The sequence below is a fragment of the Microbacterium sp. USHLN272 genome, assembly GCF_037149655.1.
Taxonomy (GTDB): domain Bacteria; phylum Actinomycetota; class Actinomycetes; order Actinomycetales; family Microbacteriaceae; genus Microbacterium; species Microbacterium galbinum.
In genome coordinates this window covers 590805-609589 of record NZ_JBBCRA010000001.1, presented here as the reverse complement: position 1 = coordinate 609589, position 18785 = coordinate 590805, and the positions used below count along the sequence as shown (strand labels likewise).

Sequence of the window (18785 nt, the reverse complement as noted above, 5' to 3'; positions counted from 1 at the left end):
TGGAGAGCAGGACAGGCGGTCGTTGTCCTGTATGCTGGAGGGGCACCTCGAAATCGGGGTGACTACGCGTGCCCAGAGCGACTCCGGTCGTGGCATCCACTCCCACAGGTCCTTCCTCGGAAGGCGGGTGTGCGCCGGGCACCAGGAAGTCCGATCGAACGATCGGCGAAAACCTCAACGGCGCACCGCGCCAGAACAAGGAGACGACCATGGCTGTGGTCACCATCCGCCAGCTGCTCGACAGCGGCGTGCACTTCGGACACCAGACCCGTCGGTGGAACCCGAAGGTGAAGCGCTTCATCCTCACCGAGCGCAGCGGCATCCACATCATCGACCTGCAGCAGTCGCTCGGCTACATCGACAAGGCCTACGACTTCGTCAAGGAGACCGTCGCCCACGGTGGCACGATCCTCTTCGTCGGCACCAAGAAGCAGGCGCAGGAGATCCTCGCCGAGCAGGCCACGCGCGTCGGTCAGCCCTTCGTCAACCAGCGCTGGCTCGGTGGACTCCTCACGAACTTCCAGACGATCTCCAAGCGCCTCGCGCGCATGAAGGAGCTCGAGGAGCTCGACTACGAGACCCCGGCGAACAGCGGCTTCACGAAGAAGGAGCTCCTGCTCAAGAAGCGCGAGCTCGACAAGCTGCACAAGTCGCTCGGTGGAATCCGCAACCTCACCAAGACGCCGTCGGCCATCTGGGTCGTCGACGCCAAGCGCGAGCACCTCGCCATCGACGAGGCCAAGAAGCTCGGCATCCCCGTGATTGGCATCCTCGACACGAACGCCGACCCTGACGACTTCCAGTACCCGATCCCCGGCAACGACGACGCGATCCGCTCGGTCTCGCTGCTGACCCGCATCATCGCCGACGCCGCTGCCGAGGGCCTGCAGCAGAAGCACAACCCGGAGACGGGCGACGCCGAGCCTCTCGCCGACTGGGAGAAGGAGCTCCTCGAGACTCCCGCCCAGGAGGTCCAGGAGTCCGCTGACGCCGCTGCCGTCGAGACCGCGGCCGACGAGGCCGCCGTCGTCGAGACGCCCGCCGCCGACGAGACCGCTGCCGACGCGGCCGGTGCCGAGGCTCACGACGAGGCGATCGCCGCCGCCTCCGGTGAGGAGACCGCTGAGGTCGCCGCCGCCGAGGCCGCAGACGCCAAGTAATCCCGCGACCACCACACACATCACGAAGCAAGGAGCCACCACACATGGCCAACTTCACCATCGCTGACCTCAAGGCGCTGCGTGAGCAGCTCGGTACGGGAATGGTCGACACCAAGAAGGCGCTCGAGGAGGCCGACGGAGACGTCGAGAAGGCCACCGAGATCCTGCGTCTCAAGGGTGCGAAGGGCAACGCGAAGCGCGCTGACCGTTCGACCAGCGAGGGACTCGTCGTCGCTCGCGAGCAGGCCGGTGCCGTGACGCTGATCGAGCTCGCGTGCGAGACCGACTTCGTCGCCAAGAACGACCGCTTCATCGCGCTGGCCGACAAGGTCGCCGACGCCGCTGCAGCCGTCAAGGCCGACTCGGTCGAGGCGGCCCTGGCCGCCGACGCGGCGGGTCAGTCCGTCGAGCAGCTGATCTCGGAAGAGGCTGCGATCATCGGCGAGAAGGTCGAACTGCGTCGTGTGCGTACGATCGCCGGCGACAACGTCGAGGTCTACCTGCACCGCACCAGCAAGGACCTGCCGCCGCAGATCGGTGTCGTCGTCGCCTACTCGGGCGACGACGCGGACACCGCTCGCAGCATCGCGCAGCACATCTCGTTCGCCAACCCGTCGTACCTCTCCCGCGAGGACGTTCCGGCTGACGCCGTCGAGAAGGAGCGGGAGATCGTCACCGAGATCTCGCGCAACGAGGGAAAGCCCGAAGCGGCTCTCCCCAAGATCGTCGAAGGCCGCGTCTCCGCGTTCATCAAGCAGGTCGCCCTGCTGGAGCAGGACTACGCCAAGGACAACAAGCTCTCTGTCGCCCAGGTGGCGAAGGACGCCGGTATCACTGTGACGGACTTCGCGCGCTTCAAGGTCGGCGCGTAGCAGAGTCGAAGGGGTTCGGATCGGTGAGATCCGAACCCCTTCTTCATGCCCAGAAGGCACTATCTTGAATCGGGACGAGAGGACAACACCCATGACCGAACGCACCGGACGCCGCCGCGTCCTTCTCAAGCTCTCCGGAGAGGCATTCGGCGCCGGTCAGCTGGGTGTCAACCCGGATGTCGTCGGCCAGATCGCGCGCGACATCGCCGCAGCCGTCGACCGCGTCGAGGTCGCCATCGTCGTGGGCGGGGGCAACTTCTTCCGCGGCGCCGAGCTGAGCCAGCGCGGCATGGACCGGGGGCGCGCCGACTACATGGGCATGCTCGGAACCGTGATGAACGCACTCGCGCTGCAGGACTTCCTCGAGCAGGCCGGGGCGGCGACGCGTGTGCAGTCCGCGATCTCCATGACCCAGGTCGCCGAGCCCTACATCCCGCGCCGGGCGGAGCGTCACCTCGAGAAGGGCCGCGTCGTCATCTTCGGTGCCGGTGCCGGCCTCCCGTACTTCTCCACCGATACGGTCGCCGCTCAGCGCGCGCTCGAGATCGGGGCGGAGGAGGTCCTCGTCGCGAAGAACGGCGTCGACGCCATCTACACGGCCGACCCCAACAAGCACGCGGATGCCGAGCGCATCGAGCGGGTCACGTACAGCGACGCGCTGCAACGCGGACTGAAGGTCGTCGATTCGACCGCCTTCAGCCTGTGCATGGACAACAACATGAACATGCGCGTCTTCGGCATGGAGCCGGCGGGCAACGTGACGCGCGCCCTTCTCGGTGAGCCGATCGGCACCCTGGTCACCACCTGAGTGTGTGACGCGGCGGAGAAGGCTTCGCCCGATAGAATTTGCAGAACACCCCGACGATAGGAGTCACCGTGATCGCGGACGTCCTCGCTGAAACCACCACCCGCATGGACCGGGCGGTCGAAGCTGCCAAGGAGGACTTCTCCACGGTGCGCACCGGTCGCGCGAACCCCCAGCTCTTCCAGAAGGTCCTCGTCGACTACTACGGAACGCCGACCCCGATCGGTCAGCTGGCCTCGATGGTCAACCAGGAGGCGCGCACCCTCGTCATCACGCCGTACGACAAGTCGGCGCTCAAGGCGATCGAGCAGGCCATCCGCGACATGCCGAACCTCGGGGCGAACCCGACGAACGACGGCAATCTCGTGCGCGTGACGATGCCGGAGCTGACGGCCGACCGTCGCAAGGAGTACGTCAAGCTCGTCAAGTCGAAGGGCGAGGACGCGAAGGTCCACGTCCGCGGCATCCGCCGCAAGGCGAAGGACGACCTCGATGCGCTCAAGAGCGAGGTCGGTGAAGACGAGATCGCGCGTGGCGAGAAGGAGCTCGATGCTCTCACCCGCCAGCACGTCGACCTCATCGACGACGCGCTCAAGCGCAAAGAGGCAGAACTCCTCGAGGTGTGAGGACGGATGTCTGACACGCGAGATTCCGAGGACGGTGCGCCGTTGACCCGCCGCGAGGCGCGGGATGCGACGACGCCGGACTCGGGCATCCCGTTGGCGGACGAGGCGTTCCCCGCCTTCGACGCCTCGCTCATCCCGCCCCGCCCCCCGCTCCCGGATGAGCCGGCCGTGGTGATCCCCGACATGATCGACACGGCCGATCACAATGCCATCCGTGAACAGTGGCGGGCGAAGCGCGACGAGTTCGGCAGTCACGTCTCGCATGCCCGAGACCAGATCGACCAGGCGAACGAGCGGATCAAGCAGCGCACGGGTCGTGACCTCGTGCTCGCGATCCTCATCGGCCTCGCGTTCGGTGCGGCTCTTCTCGGTTCCCTCCTGTTCATCAAGGTGCTCTTCGTTCCGTTCGCCCTGGCGGCTGCGCTGCTCGGGGTCTACGAACTCGCGCGGGCTCTCCGGGCATCCGGCCGCCGCATCGATGTCGTCCCGCAGCTGGTGGCTGCCGGCGCGCTCGTGCTCTCCGGCTATTTCGCGGATATCTGGCTGTGCTGGATCGTGCTGTTCCTCGCCGTGGCATTCGTCATCGTCTGGAGGCTCATCGCGCAGATGTTCGCTCAGGACGGGCGCACCTACGGTGATGTACTCGCGGATGCCGTCATCGGCGGCTTCGTGCAGGTCTACGTTCCCTTCCTCGCAGCCATCGCGCTGATCCTGCTCGGGCAGGAGGGCGGACAGTGGTGGGTGCTCGGCTTCATCGCCATTGCGGTCGCGGCCGACACCGGCGCGTACGCCGCCGGCCTCGCCTTCGGGCGGCATCCGATGGCTCCACGGATCAGCCCCAAGAAGACCTGGGAGGGTTTCGCCGGTGCGGTCGTCGCCTCGCTGACCGCGGGTGTGTTGCTCGCGATGTACCTGCTCGAACTCCCGTGGTGGGGTGGGATCGTCTTCGGTGCCGCCATCCTGCTGTCGGCGACACTGGGCGATCTCGGTGAGTCGATGCTCAAGCGCGATCTCGGGATCAAGGACATGAGCTCCTGGCTTCCGGGCCACGGCGGACTGCTCGATCGGCTCGACAGCATCCTGCCGTCGACGGTCCCCGCCCTCTGCCTCTACTTCCTCCTCTCTCCCTGGGTGGTGCTGTCATGAACGACCAGAAGACCGAAGAGCAGCAGTCCTCCCGTGCGGCCTTCGCCGTCGCCACGGGGCGCACCAAGGGGTATCACCCTGCGGCCGTCGACACCTTCCTCGCCTCGGCGCGCGCCGCCTTCGAGCACGGGGGAGATCTCGGTGCGGCGGATGTCCGCACAGCCTCGTTCCCGCTCGTGAAGGGCGGCTACGTGGTCGGTGACGTCGACGCCGCGCTGAGCCGTGTCGAGGACGCTTTCGCGGCGCGCGAGCGCGATCGTGCCGTGCGTTCCGAGGGCGCGGGCGTCTGGGTCGAGCAGGCACGCGACGAGGCTCAGGTGATCCTCGATCATCTCGCGCGTCCGCGCCGGCACCGCTTCGCCCGCACGGGTGCACTCACCTTCGGATACCGCGTCGACGAGGTCGACCACGTGGCGACGCGCATCGTGCGCTACCTTCGCGACGGCGACGCGTTGAGCGCGGAACAGCTGCGTTCGGCGGCCTTCCGGATGCAGCGCGGCGGTTATCGCGAGGAGCAGGTGGACGCCCTGCTCGACGCGGCGATCGACGTGATCCTCGCCGTCCGCTGACCTTCTCATGGCCGTCCCAGGCAGTCTTGCGTAGACTGTCGACCATCGTGAACTCCCGAAACGACATGACACCTGCACGACGTGACGCCTCGCCGGTACCTGTGGCGACGGCGAATTCCGCGCATCGTGGTACTCGTCGATGGTCGCGTCGTCGCGGTGTGGTCGCGGCATTCGCATCGCTCGCGGTCGTCGGTTTCGCGGCCGCGATGGTCGCACCGACCGCCGTCGCTCTCGCGGATCCGCCCGAGCAGGAGACGCCGGACAGCGCGTACTCCGTCGCACTCGAAGACACCCAGAATCTGACGGTGACGGTCGAAGGTGCCGAGATCGCTCCGGTCGAGCGCGGGTCCTTCGAGGTCTACGTGACGCCGAAGCCGACTCCCACGCCCACGCCGACGACGGCCTCCAAATCGAACTCGGGAGGGACGGCCCCCGCGGCCCCGCTCTTCTACACCGGTGGCGGAGCGCCGGCGGACTGGATGGCTGCCGCGGGAATCGCCGAAGCCGACTGGGGTTACGTCGATTACGTCGTCTCGCGCGAGAGCGGGTGGAACCCGAACGCCACGAACAGCAGTTCGGGTGCCTGCGGCCTCGTGCAGGCTCTGCCCTGCAGCAAGGTGCCGGGCAACGGGTACGACCCGGTCGACAACCTGCGCTGGGCGAGCGGCTACGCGACCGGGCGCTACGGCAGTTGGGCCGGCGCCTACAACTTCTGGATCAACAACCACTGGTGGTGAGCAGGCACGATGCCCCGCTCCCGCAGGCGGCCTCCTTCGCGATCTGAGGCCGACGAGTCCTTCGAACGCCTCCTCGCGGGGTGGAAACGTACCGAGACCCGTCGCGGTGCGGAGTGGACCGTGCAGCCCGTCTCGGCGATGCAGGCCCAGAAGTCCTACGTGTGCCCCGGGTGCTCTCGCACGATCGAACCGGGCACCGCTCATCTCGTCGCCTGGCGCGCCGATGGAGTCCTCGGCGATGCCGCCGACCTCGCCGCACGCAGGCACTGGCACACACACTGTTGGAGGCAATCGTGACCATCGAGATCCGAGGACCGCTCGAACTGCCCGCGCAGCGGGAGGACATCGAGCTGCGTACGGCCGACGGCCTCACGCTCGTCGGTGAACTCGCGCTCCCCGAAGGGGCCGACCCCGTCGCGACCCTCGTGACTCTGCACCCGCTCCCCACCGCGGGAGGGTTCATGGACTCGCACATCCTGCGCAAGGCCGCGGCGCGCCTCCCTGCCCTCGCGAACCTCGCCGTCCTGCGGTTCAACACGCGGGGGACGACGTCGCCCCGTGGCACGAGCGAAGGGGCGTTCGACGGGGGAGCGGCGGAGCAGTTCGATGTGGCCGCCGCGATGGAGTTCGTCCACGAGCGCGAGCTGCCGCGCCCCTGGCTGCTCGGATGGTCGTTCGGTACGGAGCTGGCACTCAAATACGGGCGGGATCACGACATCGCGGGCGTCATCCTGCTCTCTCCGCCCCTGCATCGCGCGACGGACGCCGAGGTCGCCGCGTGGGCGCAGTTCGATCGGCCGGTCGTGATCCTCGTCCCCGAGTTCGACGACTACCTCCGGCCCGAGGAGGCGCGTGAGCGCTTCGCCTCGATCCCGCATGCGACGCTGATCGCCGTCGACGGCGGCAAGCACCTCTGGGTGGGGGAGTCACAGACGCGCCGTGTGCTCACCGAGATCGTGGCCGCCGTCCACCCGGCGGCCCTCCCGCTGCCGACAGAGTGGCCGGCATCGCGCTGAGCGGCGTCAGAGCTCGTTCATGCGGGGGATGAGCACCTGGCGGTAGATAATCAGAATGCTCGCGGCGACGGGGATCGCGATAAGCGCTCCGAGGAGTCCGAGCAGGCTGCCGCCGGCGAGGGCGGCGACCACGACGACCGCACCCGGTACCGACACGGCGCGGCTCATGATGCGCGGAGAGATCACGTACGCCTCGATCTGCATGTAGATCAGGTAGTAGATGCCGGCGGCGATCGCGGTCGCGGGGGATCCGAGACCCGGGATCAGGCAGATGAGCACGATGAGTGTCGAGCCGGTGAGCGTGCCCACGAGCGGGATGAGCGAGAAGAAGAACGCGATGACCGCGAGTACGGCAGGGAAGGGCGCCTGGATGATCGAGAGGAAGATCGCGCTCAGCACGCCGTTGATCACGCCGAGCGAGACCTGGCCCATGACGTAGTACCCGACCGAGTCGGTGATCTGGTCGGCCAGGTCGATGAAGCGCTCCCGCTTCGAGGCCGGCGCGAGCTGGTAGACCGCGCGCTTGAGTGAGGGAGTGGATGCCGTGAGGTACACCGTGAGGATCAGCACGATGAAAGCGCCGAACAGGCCGGTGATGATCGAGGTGCCGACCACGATCACGCTCTCGGTTATCGTTCCCCAGTTCTCGAGCAGCCAGTCGGTCGCACGCGTGAACGTATCGTCGATGAACGAGGGCTGCAGGCCCGGGAAGACATCGCTGATCCAGTCCTTCACGTCGCCGATGTAGGTGCTCTGCAGGAACAGCGTGATGCGTCGGACGAGCTGGCTGATCTGATCGATCAGGATGGGGAGCACCATCAGGACGATGCCCGCGAAGACGCCCAGCACTCCGAGGATGGTGACGAGCACCGCCAGCCAGCGGGGGAGCTTGCGGCGTTCGAGGAATGCGACCACCGGGTCGAGTCCGAGGCTGAGGAACAGCGCGGTGCCGACGTACAGCAGGACGGTGGAGAGGTTCTGCAGGCTTCCGATCAGGAGGATGCCGAGGCCCACTCCGAGCGTCGCCACCAGGGCGGTGCGGAAGGGGTTGTGGATCTTCATCTCGACTCCTCGTGTCGGGGTGCTGCCAGGCTACCGATCGTGCCACGCGCAGCCCGCGCGACGTGCCGTTCCACACCGGGGGAATCACCCTTGTGGGCAACACACAGGTGGTTTCGCTAGTCTGAAATGTCGAGTGTTGCGTCCCGGCCGATCGTGCGGGATGCGTGAGGAGACTATTCGTGCGTTTCGTATGGGCCGTCGTGGCCTTCGTCCTGGCCGCGGCCCTGATCGGTGCCGGCATCGCTCAGCGCACCATCTTCATGGGGCCGGATTCGGTGCAGGAGAAGGTGCAGATCGAAGAGCCTGCGCCGTTCATCCTGCTCGACGGGGATGTGCTGCGTGCCCACCCCGGCGCGCAGACGCTGCTGATCAGCGGCGACGGCGACATCTTCTCCGCTTACGGACGCACGGCCGACATGGAGGCGTGGCTCGCCGACTCCGACTACAACCAGGTGACCGTCGACGACGACGGATCCTTCCAGGTCGAACACATCGCCGCGCCTGCGGCCGAGGATGACGCGGTCGACTCGGGAGACGCGGAGACGGAGGAGCCGACCGCCGAGGACGACCCCGCTGCAGACAGCGGACGCAACCCCGTCGGATCCGACCTGTGGCTGAACTCCTTCAGCGACACCGACTCGCTGTCGCTCGACAATCTCCGTCTCCCCGAGGGAGTCAGCGTGCTCGTCGCCTACGACGGGACCGAGAACGCGCCCGACGACATCGTGGCGTCCTGGCCGCTCGACACGTCCACCCCGGCCGCAGGTCCGCTCATGGCAGGCGGCGGTGTGCTGTTGCTGGTGGGGCTGATCCTCTACGTGCTCGGCATCCGTCATCAGCGTCGCGGTCGTGGTCCGCGTCGCAAGGGCCCGGGTCCACTCCCGGTGACCGAGCCCATCGACCTCGCTTCCCTGCCCGCGGCCGAACGCGCGGCGATATCGAGCGAAGCGACCCCGGCGAAGCCGCAGGCCACCGACGACGTCCAGGACGCAGAGATCGTCGATGAGCCCGCTGCGCCCGCTGACGATAAGACCGACGAGCAGACCGAGGGGAAGTCGACGATGAAGGCCGCAGATCCCGCTCGCCGGCGTCGCCGTCTCCTCGTCGTGCCGATCCTCGGGCTCACCGCGGTGCTCGCGGCCGGTTGCTCGTCCGACTCGTGGCCGCAACTGGGCGCTCCCGAGGCGACCCCGTCGCCCACTCCGACGGTGATCGCCCCCGAGAACCAGAAGCCGCCCGCCGTCACCGAGGGCCAGGCCGAACGCATCCTCGGCGAGATCTCCACCACACTCGTGGAAGCCGACACGAACCGCGATCTCGATCTCGCCAAGACGCGGCTTGACGGACCGGCGCTCACGGCTCGCACGACGGACTACGCCCTGCGCACCGCGATCCCCGATTCTCCCGTTCCCGCCGCGATCCCCACCGACGACGTGGAGGTCGTGCTCCCCGAGGCGACCGATCGCTGGCCCCGCACGACGCTCCTGCTCTCCAAGAGCGCGGACGACGAGACCGTCCCGCCCGTGCTGCTCACCATGACGCAGCAGGATCCGTGGTCGAACTACAAGGTGACGAACATCGCGGAGATGTCGGCGGACGCGGTGTTCCCGGACGTCGCCGCCGCCTGGCTCGGCACCGCGCTGGTCCCGGATGACTCCGCCTTCCTCAGCATCGCTCCCGGCGAACTCGCCGCCGCGTTCGCGGACGTCGTCGATACGGGGGAGAAGAGCGGCTCCAACGGGCTCTTCGACGATCTCTCGCAGAAGCTCGCGACCTCGATCCGCGACAGTCGGCAGACGGTGGTCCAGAACCTCATCGACAACGGTGCGGCCGAGACGTCCGAGGTCAGTTTCGACATGGCGCCGACCGATACCCCCGCCGTCTCGATGACGACCCTCGACAGCGGAGCGATCGTCGGCATCACGCTGACCGACGCCGAGACGGTGAAGCCGACGTCCGCCGACGCCGTCATCCGCTTCGGGGACAATGCGAAGGCCAATGCTCTCACCGGCGTCTCGGAGTCCGCGAAGGGCGTCGTGACGACCTATGAGTTCCAGCTCTTCTTCTCGGTCCCCGCGCAGGGATCCACCGAGCAGATCAAACTCCTGGCATCGCGTCAGGATCTCGTCTCCGTAGAGGTGATCAAGTGACCGAGTTGTCTCCTGCGGCGCTGCGTGGTGCCGTCGATCTGTCGAGCCTGCGCAACCGGCCGGCCGCTCCCGCGCCCGGCGCCCCGGCGGCGCCCGCCGCGGGTACCCCCTTCGCCGATCTCGTGATCGATGCGACCGACCAGACGTTCGGCCAGGTGCTCGAGCTGTCGCGCACGGTGCCGGTCGTCGTCGACCTCTGGGCAGAGTGGTGCGGGCCGTGCAAGCAGCTCAGCCCCATCATCGAGAAGGTCACCCGCGAGCTGGGCGGGCGTGTGCTGCTGGCGAAGGTCGATGTCGATGCGAATCCGCAGCTGGCGCAGAGCTTCCGTGCGCAGTCCATCCCGATGGTCGTCGCCCTGATCGCCGGACAGCCCGTGCCGATGTTCAACGGCGCCGTTCCCGAGGAGCAGGTGCGCGCGGTCTTCGCGCAGCTGCTGCAGCTCGCCGCGCAGAACGGCGTGACCGGTTCGCTCGCGGTCGACGGCGCGCCGGCCGGCGAGGAGGCTGCGGCTCCCGAGGAGCCCGCGCTGCCGCCGCTTCACGCCGAGGCCTTCGCTGCGATCGAGGCGGGTGACTACGCCGCCGCGATCGTCGCGTATGAGAAGGCGCTCGCGGAGAACCCCCGCGACGAGGACGCGATCGCCGGGCTCGGGCAGGTGCGGTTGCTCGATCGCGTGCAGTCTCTTGATCTGCAGACCGCTCGTGCCGCCGCTGCGGCGGCACCGCTCGACATTTCGGCACAGTTCGACGTCGCCGACCTCGATCTCGCGGGCGGGCACGTCGACGATGCCTTCGGACGCCTCCTCGATCTGTTCGCACAGCTACCGTCGGATGAGCGCACACCGGTGCGCGAGCGTCTCGTCGAGCTCTTCGGACTCATCGGTGCCGGCGACCCTCGCGTCGTCTCGGCGCGGAACCGCCTGACCTCGCTCCTCTTCTGATCACCGCTTCCGGCTCGGGTCGCCCTAGCCGCGGGTGACGCTCGGAACGTGGGGGTCGGTCTGGTACCGGAGCCACAGCGTCGACAGCGCCGGGAGGGTGATCGTCGCCGTCGCCGGACCGCCGTCCTCCACGTGCGCGACGACGACACCGAGATTGCCCGATCCGCGGCCTCCGAACGCCGAGGCATCCGTGTTGAGGATCTCCTCCCACACGCCTTCACGGGGGAGTTCGAGGCGGTAGCCGACGTGCTCGATGCCGGAGAAGTTGCTGATCACGACGACGCGTCCGCCGTGACCGTCGCGGCGCTCGAACGCGATCACGGTCGGATCCCAGCTCGGTGCTCCCAGACGTGAGAACGACGAGGCATCGCTGTCGCGGGCCCACAGCGGCGCCTGCACGCGATACGCCGCGTTGAGAGACGCGACGAAGTCCTGCAGCTGAGCATGGGACGGCTGGTCGAGCAGCCACCAGTCCAACTCACGTGACTCCGACCATTCGGCGAGCTGACCGAACTCCTGGCCCATGAAGAGCAGCTTCTTGCCGGGGTGGCCCCACATGTAGCCGAGGTAGGCGCGCACGTTGGCGAGCTTGTGCCAGTGGTCGCCGGGCATCTTGGTCACGAGGCTGCCCTTGCCGTGGACGACCTCGTCATGGCTGATGGGCAGCAGGTAGTTCTCGCCGAAGGCGTACACGAACGAGAACGTCATCTCGCCTTCGTGGTGCGCGCGGTACATCGGATCGCGGGCGATGTACTGGAGCGAGTCGTTCATCCAGCCCATGTTCCACTTGAAGCCGAATCCGAGACCGGCATGGTCGGTCGGTGCGGTCACTCCGGGGAAACTCGTCGACTCCTCGGCGATCATCATGATCCCGGGGTGCAGCCGATACGACGTCGCGTTGACCTCCTGCAGGAACCGGATGGCCTCGAGGTTCTCGCGACCTCCGTGGATGTTCGGCTCCCACTCGCCCTCGTTGCGCGAGTAGTCGAGGTAGAGCATCGATGCGACGGCGTCGACGCGGAGACCGTCTACGTGGAACTCGTCGAGCCAATACAGCGCGTTGGCCACGAGGAATCCTCGCACCTCGGGGCGGCCGTAGTCGAAGATGAGGGTTCCCCAGTCCTGGTGCTCGCCACGACGCGGGTCCGGATGCTCGTACAGGGGCTGGCCGTCGAAGCGGGCCAGCGCGAACGCGTCCTTCGGGAAGTGCCCCGGAACCCAGTCCATGATCACGCCGATGCCCGCCTGGTGCAGACGATCGATGAGGTACCGCAGGTCGTCGGGCGTCCCGAACCGGCTGGTGGGCGCGTAGTAGCCGCTCACCTGATAGCCCCAGGACCCGCCGAACGGATGCTCGGCCACCGGCATGAACTCGACGTGGGTGAACCCCGTCGTCGTCACGTGCTCGATCAACGGCTCGGCGAGGTCCCGATACCCGAGACCGCCCCGCCAGGAGCCGATGTGGACCTCGTAGACGGAGAGAGGCTGCGCGACGGCATGCGTGGCGGCGCGTCGGGTCATCCATGCACCGTCGCTCCAGACATACGACGATGCCGTGACGACCGACGCCGTGTCCGGCGGTACCTCGGCCCACTGCGCCATCGGGTCGGCCTTGAGGATCCACTCGCCGGAGCGCGTACGGATCTGGTACTTGTAGCGGGTGCCGACCGCGAGGTCGGGCACGAACAGCTCCCAGACGCCGCTGGCGCCCATGGAGCGCATGGCGTGGGATTCTCCGCTCCATCCGTTGTGGTCGCCGATCACGCGTACCGCCGTGGCGTTGGGCGCCCACACGGCGAACGCGACACCCGTCTCTCCGTCGACGTCGCCGGGATGCGCCCCGAGCACGTGCCAGAGGCGTTCGTGCCGACCCTCGGCGATCAGATGGATGTCGACGTCGCCGAGGGTGGGCGTGTGGCGATAGGGATCGCCGGTTACGGTCTCCTCGTCGTCTCCATAGGCCGTCGCGAGACGGTAGGGCACGGGCGGGCCGTCGTGCTGCGCCTCCCAGATCCCGTGAGCGACGTGGGCGAGGTCGAGCCGCTGGCCGTTGCCGAAGACGGCGGCGACCGACGAGGCGAGCGGTCGGCGCGCACGGATCACCGTGACGGTGCGGTCGGCGCCATCCTTGTGCGGGTGGGCGCCGAGGACGGCGTGCGGGTCGTGGTGGGTGCCCGAGGACACCGCCTGCCACTCGGCGGATGCCGTCAGGTCGTCGATGGAAGTCATGGGCGGTGCCTCACCTTCAGGATGTGCACGGGCTCGGCGAAGGCGTCGAGGCGCACGTAGTTGTGATCCGACCAGGTCCACACCGCTCCCGTGAGCAGATCCTCGACCTCGAACTGCTCACCGAGGGGGACCCCCCAGCGCGAGGTGTCGAGGTGCACGGTGGTCTCGCGGACGGAATGCGGGTCGACGTTGGCGACGACGATCAGCGTGTCGGGGGAGCCGGTTCCGGTGAAAGCAGCATCCAGGTGCTTGCTGTAGACCAGCACGTGGTCGTCGTCGCTCCAGTGCACGTCGAAGTTGCGGAGCTGACGCAGCGCGGGATGCTGTCGGCGGATCTCGTTCAGTCGGCGCAACAGCGGAGCCAGCGACTCGCCGCGGGCTTCGGCGCCGTCCCAGTCGCGGAACTTGAACTCGTACTTCTCGTTGTCGATGTTCTCCTCGGACCCGGGACGGGCGACGTTCTCGAGGAGCTCGTACCCGGCGTACACGCCCCACAGCGGTGCGGCGGTCGCGGCGATGCAGGCCCGTACCCGGTACGCCGCGCGCCCGCCGAACTGCAGGTACTCGGTGAGGATGTCGTGCGTGTTCACGAAGAGGTTGGGGCGCATGTAGTCGCTGGTCTCGTGCGACACCGAGGTCAGGAACTCCTCGAGCTCGGCCTTGGTGTTGCGCCACGTGAAGTAGCTGTAGCTCTGCTGGAAGCCCACGGCGGCGAGCGCGCGCATGACGGCGGGGCGGGTGAACGCCTCGGCCAGGAAGATCACGTCGGGGTCCTGGGCGTTCACGGTCGCGATGAGCCACTCCCAGAACTGCAGGGGCTTGGTATGCGGATTGTCGACCCGGAAGATCTTCACGCCCTGCGCGACCCAGTGCTGCACGATCCGGAGCATCTCGGCGTAGATGCCCGCCGGGTCGTTGTCGAAGTTCAGCGGGTAGATGTCCTGGTACTTCTTCGGCGGGTTCTCGGCGTACGCGATCGTGCCGTCGGGCAGCGTGGTGAACCATTCGGGGTGCGCGGAGACCCACGGGTGATCGGGAGACGCCTGGAGGGCGAGATCGAGCGCGACCTCGAGTCCCTCCTTCTTCGCCGCGCGGACGAATGCACGGAAGTCGGCGGCGGTGCCGAGCTCGGGGTGGATGGCGTCGTGCCCTCCCTCCGCCGCGCCGATCGCGTAGGGCGACCCCGGGTCGCCGGGCTCGGTGGTCAGCGTGTTGTTGCGTCCCTTGCGATTCGTCGTACCGATGGGATGGATCGGCACGAGGTAGAGCACATCGAAGCCCATGGCCGCGACACCGGGCAGCCGCTTCGTCGCGCTGCGGAACGTGCCGCTCTTCACCGTTCCGTCCTTGAGGCGCTTGGCGCCTTCGGAGCGGGGGAAGAACTCGTACCAGGACGCGACGCCGGCGGCGGTGCGGTCGACCACGAGCCGATGGTCCGGCGTCGCGGAACGGAGGGTGGTGACGGGTCGATCGGTGAACGCGCGTGCGAGGTCGGCATCCGTCGACAGCGCCGAGGTCGTTGCGGCATCCCCGGTGGCGAGGGAGGCCGCCGCTGCGGTCAGCCGCTTGCGCTCCGCCGCCGGACGATCGCGCTCCGCCGCCGCGCGCTGGAGGATCTCGGCACCGAGCGCTGCCATCACCGGGACGTCGACCCCGGCGGCGACCTTGAGCTCCGCGGCGTGCGCCCACGTCGCGAAATCATCGGAGAACGCCTCGAAACGGTACGTCCACGATCCCTGGGCATCGAGCGCGATCTCCGCCGCCCAGGTGTCGGTGCCGTCCTGACGGGGAGCGAGTCGGTGCAGGCTCTCGGCGCCGTCCGGTGCGGTGAGCCGGAGATGGACCCCGATGATGTCGTGACCCTCACGGAACGAGACCACGCTGAACGGGACGACCTCGCCGACGAACGCCTTGGGCGGGAATCCACCGGGAACGGAGGGCTGCACGTTCGTGAGCGGGAGTCTTCCGGTGGTCACCCCTTCGGTGATCGTTTCGTCCGCGCGGGGACGCAGGGGGATCTGGGCGGGGCTCCGAAGAGCCGAGGGAGAACTTCCGACGCGTGCAGCCACATCCCGAATGTACCGCTCCGGTCAGACCTCCGATACCGGGTGGACAAGCGCGTCGCGACCCGACATCATTCGACCAGGAAAAGTCGCATCGACGTGCCGGCGACGGGGAGAACGTCACCGGGGGCGAACACCTCGCGGTCGTCCGACGGACGCTCGTCGGCGCTGGACCAGAGCGACACGAAGCGGGTGGCGCCTTCGATCTCCTCCGGCAGCCGTACGTCGATCGGGGACTCGGTGCCGTGCACGATCAGGAGGATGCGATTCGCGTCCTCGGCATCCGGAGTGGATGCCGCGACGTACTGGAGCGTGCGGTTGCCCGGATCCGTCCACTGATCGCTCTCCATCGTCTCGCCGTTCTGGTCGAACCAGTCCATCACCGAGGCGTTCGGGATGTGCTCGCCGAGGCGCGCGTAGCGGCTCGGGCGCAGTGCGGGGTTCTGCGAGCGCAGCTCGATCAGGCGTGCGACGTGCGCCTGCAGGTCGAGCTGCCACGGTTCGTAGTCCCAGGCCAGCCACGTGAGGGCGGAGTCCTGTGCGTAGGCATTGTTGTTGCCCCGCTGCGTGCGACCGACCTCATCGCCCGCGGTGAGCATGGGGATACCGGCCGAGAGCAGCAGCGTGCCGAGGAGATTGCGCATCGCCTTGCGCCGGGCGGAGAGGATCGCGGCATCGTCGGTCGGTCCCTCGACACCGTGGTTGAAGGCGCGGTTCGTGTCCGCGCCGTCGCGGTTGTGCTCGCCGTTGGCCTCGTTGTGCTTGACGTCGTACGAGACGAGATCGTGCAGGGTGAAGCCGTCGTGGGCGGTGACGAAGTTGACACTCGCGAGCGGCCCGCGCTTCTCGTCGAACGTGTTCGACGATCCGGCGAGCCGCGTCGCGAATCCGCCGATGCCGACCGGCGCCGACGCCCGACGCGCGTAGTCGATGTCGCTCAGCCAGAAGTTGCGGACGCGGTCGCGGTAGCGGTCGTTCCACTCGTGCCACCCGGCCGGGAAGTTGCCGGTCTGCCATCCGCCGAGCCCCACGTCCCACGGCTCGGCGATCAGTTTGGTGTCGCGCAGCACCGGATCGTTCGCGATGGCCGTCAGGAGCGGATGCTCGGGGGAGTAGGTGTGGTCCGCGTCGCGGGCGATCGACGTCGCGAGGTCGAAGCGGAACCCGTCGATCTGCATCTCCTGCGCCCAGTAGCGCAGGGAGTCGAGCACGAGGCGCGCACCGGCATCCGTCGACGTGTTCAGGGTGTTGCCGCAACCGGTCGTGTCGATGTACGCGCCGCTCGCGTCCTGACGGTAGTAGTTCGCGTTGTCGAGACCGCGCAGGCTGGAGCGGGGGCCGCCGATGCCCTCTTCCGACGTGTGGTTGTACACGACGTCGAGGATGACTTCGAGCCCCGCTTCGTGGAGCAGACGGACCATCCCCTTGAACTCCGCGAGGACCGCTTCGGGTCCCTCCTTGCGTGCATCCTCCGAGGCGTAGGCGGTGTGCGGGGTGAAGAAGTTCAGCGTGTTGTAGCCCCAGTAGTTCGTGAGCCCGCGCTCCAGCAGGCGCGGCTCCGGGACGAACGCGTGCACGGGGAGGAGCTCGATCGAGGTGATCCCGAGCGTGTGGAAGTACTCGATCATCGCCGGATGGGCGAGCCCGGCGTAGGTGCCGTGGAGGGCGGGCGGCACATCGGGCTGTCGCTTGGTGAGGCCCTTGAGGTGGCCCTCGTAGATGATCGTGCGGTCGAGCGGGACACGCGGCTTACGGGATTCCCCCCAGTCGAAACCGTCGACGATCACGACCGACCGCCATTCCTCGTACCCGTCACCCTGGGCGAGTCCGCGGGAGTAGGGATCGAGGAGCAGCGTCTCGGGGTTGAACGTATTGCCCGGTCCGTGCGGGCCACCGACGCGGATCGCGTACCGGGTTCCGGGCTGGAGGAGCGGTGTCGTGACCTCCCACACCCCGCCCGGAAGGCGCTCGAGGGAGACCTGGTCGGTCGCCCAGTCGAGATCGGTCGCGTCGAACACCACGAGTTCGACGGAGGACGCATTCTGCGACCAGACGCGCAGGGTGCCGACCCCGTCGTGCAAACGCACGCCGAGATCGTCGAGGGTGGTGCCGCCGGGCGCGGCGAAGACTCGGGTCTCGGGCATGAATACACCCTAGAGTGCTGTGCTCGGGTGTCGGACCAGTGAGAACCGGGTTCCGTGCGCCGATGCACGTCGGAATGGGGGAGAGTGGAGAGATGCACTATCTCGACCACGCCGCGACGACTCCGCTGCGCCCGGAGGCGCGCGATGCCTGGCTCGCCGCGAGCGAGACGATCGGCAATGCATCGTCGACGCACGGCGCCGGACAGGATGCCCGTCGGCTCCTCGAGGAGTCGCGTGAACGTGTGGCCGAGGTGCTCGACGCCGACCCGATCGAGATCGTCTTCACCTCGGGCGGGACCGAGTCGATCAATCTCGCGCTCCAGGGGAGCTGGCGCGCCCGCGCTCAGGGACGCGACGCGATCGTCCTGCCCGACGGTGAGCATCACGCGACCATGGACACCGTGGAGTCCCTCCAGAGCGAGGGGGCGGTCGTGCGCCCCGTCGCCCTGACCTCGACGGCGCTCATCGATCCGGGGCGCTTCGCCGCGGCACTCCCCGGAGCCGCCCTCGCCACCGCATTGGTCGCGAACAACGAAGCGGGCACGGTGAACCCCGCCGCAGAGCTGGCCTCCACCGCGGCGGAGGCCGGCGTGCCCCTGCACCTGGATGCCGTCGCCGCGCTCGGCCATCTGCCGCTGTCGTTCCGGCGACTCCGCGGTGACGCCGGAACGGGGGTCGGGCTCGTGGCCCTCAGCCTCGCCGGGCACAAGATCGGAGCGCCGGTCGGCGTCGGTGCGCTGATCGTCGCCCGGACCGCGCGCATGGCTCCGTTGCTCCGGGGCGGGGCGCAGCAGCGCGGCCTCCGCGCCGGTACCCAGGACGTCCCGGGCGCCGCCGCCTTCGCCACGGCTCTCGAGCTCGCCGAGCGTGAGCGTCCCGCCGAAGCGATCCGACTCGGCGCGCTGCGGGACCGGTTGGTCGCGGGCATCCGAGCGCGGGTGCCCGAGGCGGTGCTGCTCGGCGACCCGGTCGATCGGCTGCCGGGAAACGCGCACCTCCTCTTTCCCGGGGCGGTGGGGGAGAGCCTGCTCTTCCTGCTCGACACCGCGGGCGTCGCCGCCTCGACCGGGTCCGCGTGTCAGGCGGGGGTCGCGGAGCCCTCGCACGTGGTGCGGGCGATGGGGCGGAGCGAGCAGGATGCGCGGAGCGTCCTGCGGTTCAGCCTGGGACGAACGTCGACGGACGATGACGTCACCGCCGTCGTGGAGGTGATCGGAGACGCCTATCTCCGCGCATCCGGCTCCGGCACAGCCGCACGCTCGTAG

16 protein-coding genes are annotated in these 18785 nt (G+C 68.2%); 12 read left to right on the top strand and 4 right to left on the bottom strand.

Annotation, left to right across the window (positions count from 1 at the left end):
- Nucleotides 1–209 precede the first annotated feature (209 nt).
- The 9 genes from rpsB (at nt 210) to WFJ97_RS03025 (ending at nt 6931) form a co-directional block, all read left to right on the top strand.
- Entirely contained in the window at nt 210–1160 is a 951-nt protein-coding gene (rpsB, locus tag WFJ97_RS03065) for a 30S ribosomal protein S2 (RefSeq protein ID WP_247622586.1), read from the top strand.
- A 44-nt stretch (nt 1161–1204) separates the two neighbouring features.
- Nucleotides 1205–2032 carry a translation elongation factor Ts gene (gene tsf, locus WFJ97_RS03060; protein ID WP_247622585.1) on the top strand — a complete coding sequence of 276 codons (828 nt, stop codon included), beginning with the start codon at nt 1205–1207 and terminating at the stop codon, nt 2030–2032.
- A 91-nt stretch (nt 2033–2123) separates the two neighbouring features.
- Nucleotides 2124–2840 (top strand): UMP kinase, encoded by a 717-nt coding sequence (pyrH, locus tag WFJ97_RS03055; protein WP_247622584.1) that lies wholly within the window; start codon nt 2124–2126, stop codon nt 2838–2840.
- Nucleotides 2841–2908: 68 nt separating this feature from the next.
- Nucleotides 2909–3463, top strand: a complete 555-nt coding sequence (frr, locus tag WFJ97_RS03050; RefSeq protein ID WP_247622583.1) for a ribosome recycling factor — start codon at nt 2909–2911, stop codon at nt 3461–3463.
- A 6-nt stretch (nt 3464–3469) separates the two neighbouring features.
- On the top strand, nt 3470–4609 hold the full coding sequence (locus WFJ97_RS03045; RefSeq protein WP_336640439.1) for a phosphatidate cytidylyltransferase: 1140 nt from the start codon (nt 3470–3472) through the stop codon (nt 4607–4609).
- Nucleotides 4606–5178, top strand: a complete 573-nt coding sequence (locus WFJ97_RS03040) for a DivIVA domain-containing protein (protein ID WP_247632297.1) — start codon at nt 4606–4608, stop codon at nt 5176–5178. The genes WFJ97_RS03045 and WFJ97_RS03040 overlap by 4 nt, the downstream gene beginning before the upstream one ends.
- A gap of 158 nt (nt 5179–5336) precedes the next feature.
- The gene (locus tag WFJ97_RS03035; RefSeq protein WP_247632296.1) at nt 5337–5915 is read left to right on the top strand and encodes a transglycosylase SLT domain-containing protein; all 579 of its coding nucleotides are present in this window, start codon (nt 5337–5339) and stop codon (nt 5913–5915) included.
- Nucleotides 5916–5924: 9 nt separating this feature from the next.
- Nucleotides 5925–6212: a hypothetical protein gene (locus WFJ97_RS03030; RefSeq protein ID WP_336640438.1), complete on the top strand. Its 288-nt coding sequence runs from the start codon at nt 5925–5927 to the stop codon at nt 6210–6212.
- Between the two features lie 2 nt (nt 6213–6214).
- Entirely contained in the window at nt 6215–6931 is a 717-nt protein-coding gene (locus WFJ97_RS03025; protein ID WP_336641849.1) for an alpha/beta hydrolase, read from the top strand.
- 6 nt (nt 6932–6937) lie between these two features.
- Here WFJ97_RS03025 and WFJ97_RS03020 read toward each other — a convergent pair whose 3' ends face one another.
- The gene (locus WFJ97_RS03020) at nt 6938–7993 is read right to left on the bottom strand and encodes an AI-2E family transporter (RefSeq protein ID WP_336640437.1); all 1056 of its coding nucleotides are present in this window, start codon (nt 7991–7993) and stop codon (nt 6938–6940) included.
- A gap of 179 nt (nt 7994–8172) precedes the next feature.
- On the opposite strand from WFJ97_RS03020, the gene WFJ97_RS03015 reads away from it, so the two are divergent.
- Nucleotides 8173–10143 carry a glycosyl transferase gene (locus WFJ97_RS03015; protein WP_336640436.1) on the top strand — a complete coding sequence of 657 codons (1971 nt, stop codon included), beginning with the start codon at nt 8173–8175 and terminating at the stop codon, nt 10141–10143.
- Complete coding sequence (locus WFJ97_RS03010) at nt 10140–11084, top strand: tetratricopeptide repeat protein (RefSeq protein ID WP_336640435.1); 945 nt, start codon at nt 10140–10142, stop codon at nt 11082–11084. Before WFJ97_RS03015 ends, WFJ97_RS03010 begins: the two co-directional genes overlap by 4 nt.
- A 24-nt stretch (nt 11085–11108) precedes the next feature.
- Here WFJ97_RS03010 and glgB read toward each other — a convergent pair whose 3' ends face one another.
- From glgB to glgX, 3 genes are all read right to left on the bottom strand, one after another.
- Nucleotides 11109–13313 carry a 1,4-alpha-glucan branching protein GlgB gene (gene glgB, locus WFJ97_RS03005; RefSeq protein WP_336640434.1) on the bottom strand — a complete coding sequence of 735 codons (2205 nt, stop codon included), beginning with the start codon at nt 13311–13313 and terminating at the stop codon, nt 11109–11111.
- Nucleotides 13310–15289 carry an alpha-1,4-glucan--maltose-1-phosphate maltosyltransferase gene (locus WFJ97_RS03000; protein ID WP_442928375.1) on the bottom strand — a complete coding sequence of 660 codons (1980 nt, stop codon included), beginning with the start codon at nt 15287–15289 and terminating at the stop codon, nt 13310–13312. Before WFJ97_RS03000 ends, glgB begins: the two co-directional genes overlap by 4 nt.
- 158 nt (nt 15290–15447) lie before the next feature.
- Entirely contained in the window at nt 15448–17520 is a 2073-nt protein-coding gene (glgX, locus tag WFJ97_RS02995; RefSeq protein WP_336640432.1) for a glycogen debranching protein GlgX, read from the bottom strand.
- 92 nt (nt 17521–17612) lie between these two features.
- Here glgX and WFJ97_RS02990 point away from each other — a divergent pair, with 92 nt between their 5' ends.
- Nucleotides 17613–18785, top strand: coding sequence for a cysteine desulfurase family protein (locus WFJ97_RS02990; protein WP_336640431.1), 1173 nt, complete (start codon nt 17613–17615; stop codon nt 18783–18785).

What these genes read in the sequence shown, in the direction of transcription:
- WFJ97_RS03030 (WP_336640438.1), top strand. Translation starts at nt 5,925, where the DNA reads ATGCCCCGCTCCCGCAGGCGGCCTCCTTCGCGATCTGAGGCCGACGAG.
- glgB (WP_336640434.1), bottom strand. Translation starts at nt 13,313, where the DNA reads ATGACTTCCATCGACGACCTGACGGCATCCGCCGAGTGGCAGGCGGTG.
- WFJ97_RS03045 (WP_336640439.1), top strand. Translation starts at nt 3,470, where the DNA reads ATGTCTGACACGCGAGATTCCGAGGACGGTGCGCCGTTGACCCGCCGC.
- WFJ97_RS03040 (WP_247632297.1), top strand. Translation starts at nt 4,606, where the DNA reads ATGAACGACCAGAAGACCGAAGAGCAGCAGTCCTCCCGTGCGGCCTTC.
- rpsB (WP_247622586.1), top strand. Translation starts at nt 210, where the DNA reads ATGGCTGTGGTCACCATCCGCCAGCTGCTCGACAGCGGCGTGCACTTC.
- WFJ97_RS03020 (WP_336640437.1), bottom strand. Translation starts at nt 7,993, where the DNA reads ATGAAGATCCACAACCCCTTCCGCACCGCCCTGGTGGCGACGCTCGGA.
- tsf (WP_247622585.1), top strand. Translation starts at nt 1,205, where the DNA reads ATGGCCAACTTCACCATCGCTGACCTCAAGGCGCTGCGTGAGCAGCTC.
- pyrH (WP_247622584.1), top strand. Translation starts at nt 2,124, where the DNA reads ATGACCGAACGCACCGGACGCCGCCGCGTCCTTCTCAAGCTCTCCGGA.
- glgX (WP_336640432.1), bottom strand. Translation starts at nt 17,520, where the DNA reads ATGCCCGAGACCCGAGTCTTCGCCGCGCCCGGCGGCACCACCCTCGAC.
- WFJ97_RS02990 (WP_336640431.1), top strand. Translation starts at nt 17,613, where the DNA reads ATGCACTATCTCGACCACGCCGCGACGACTCCGCTGCGCCCGGAGGCG.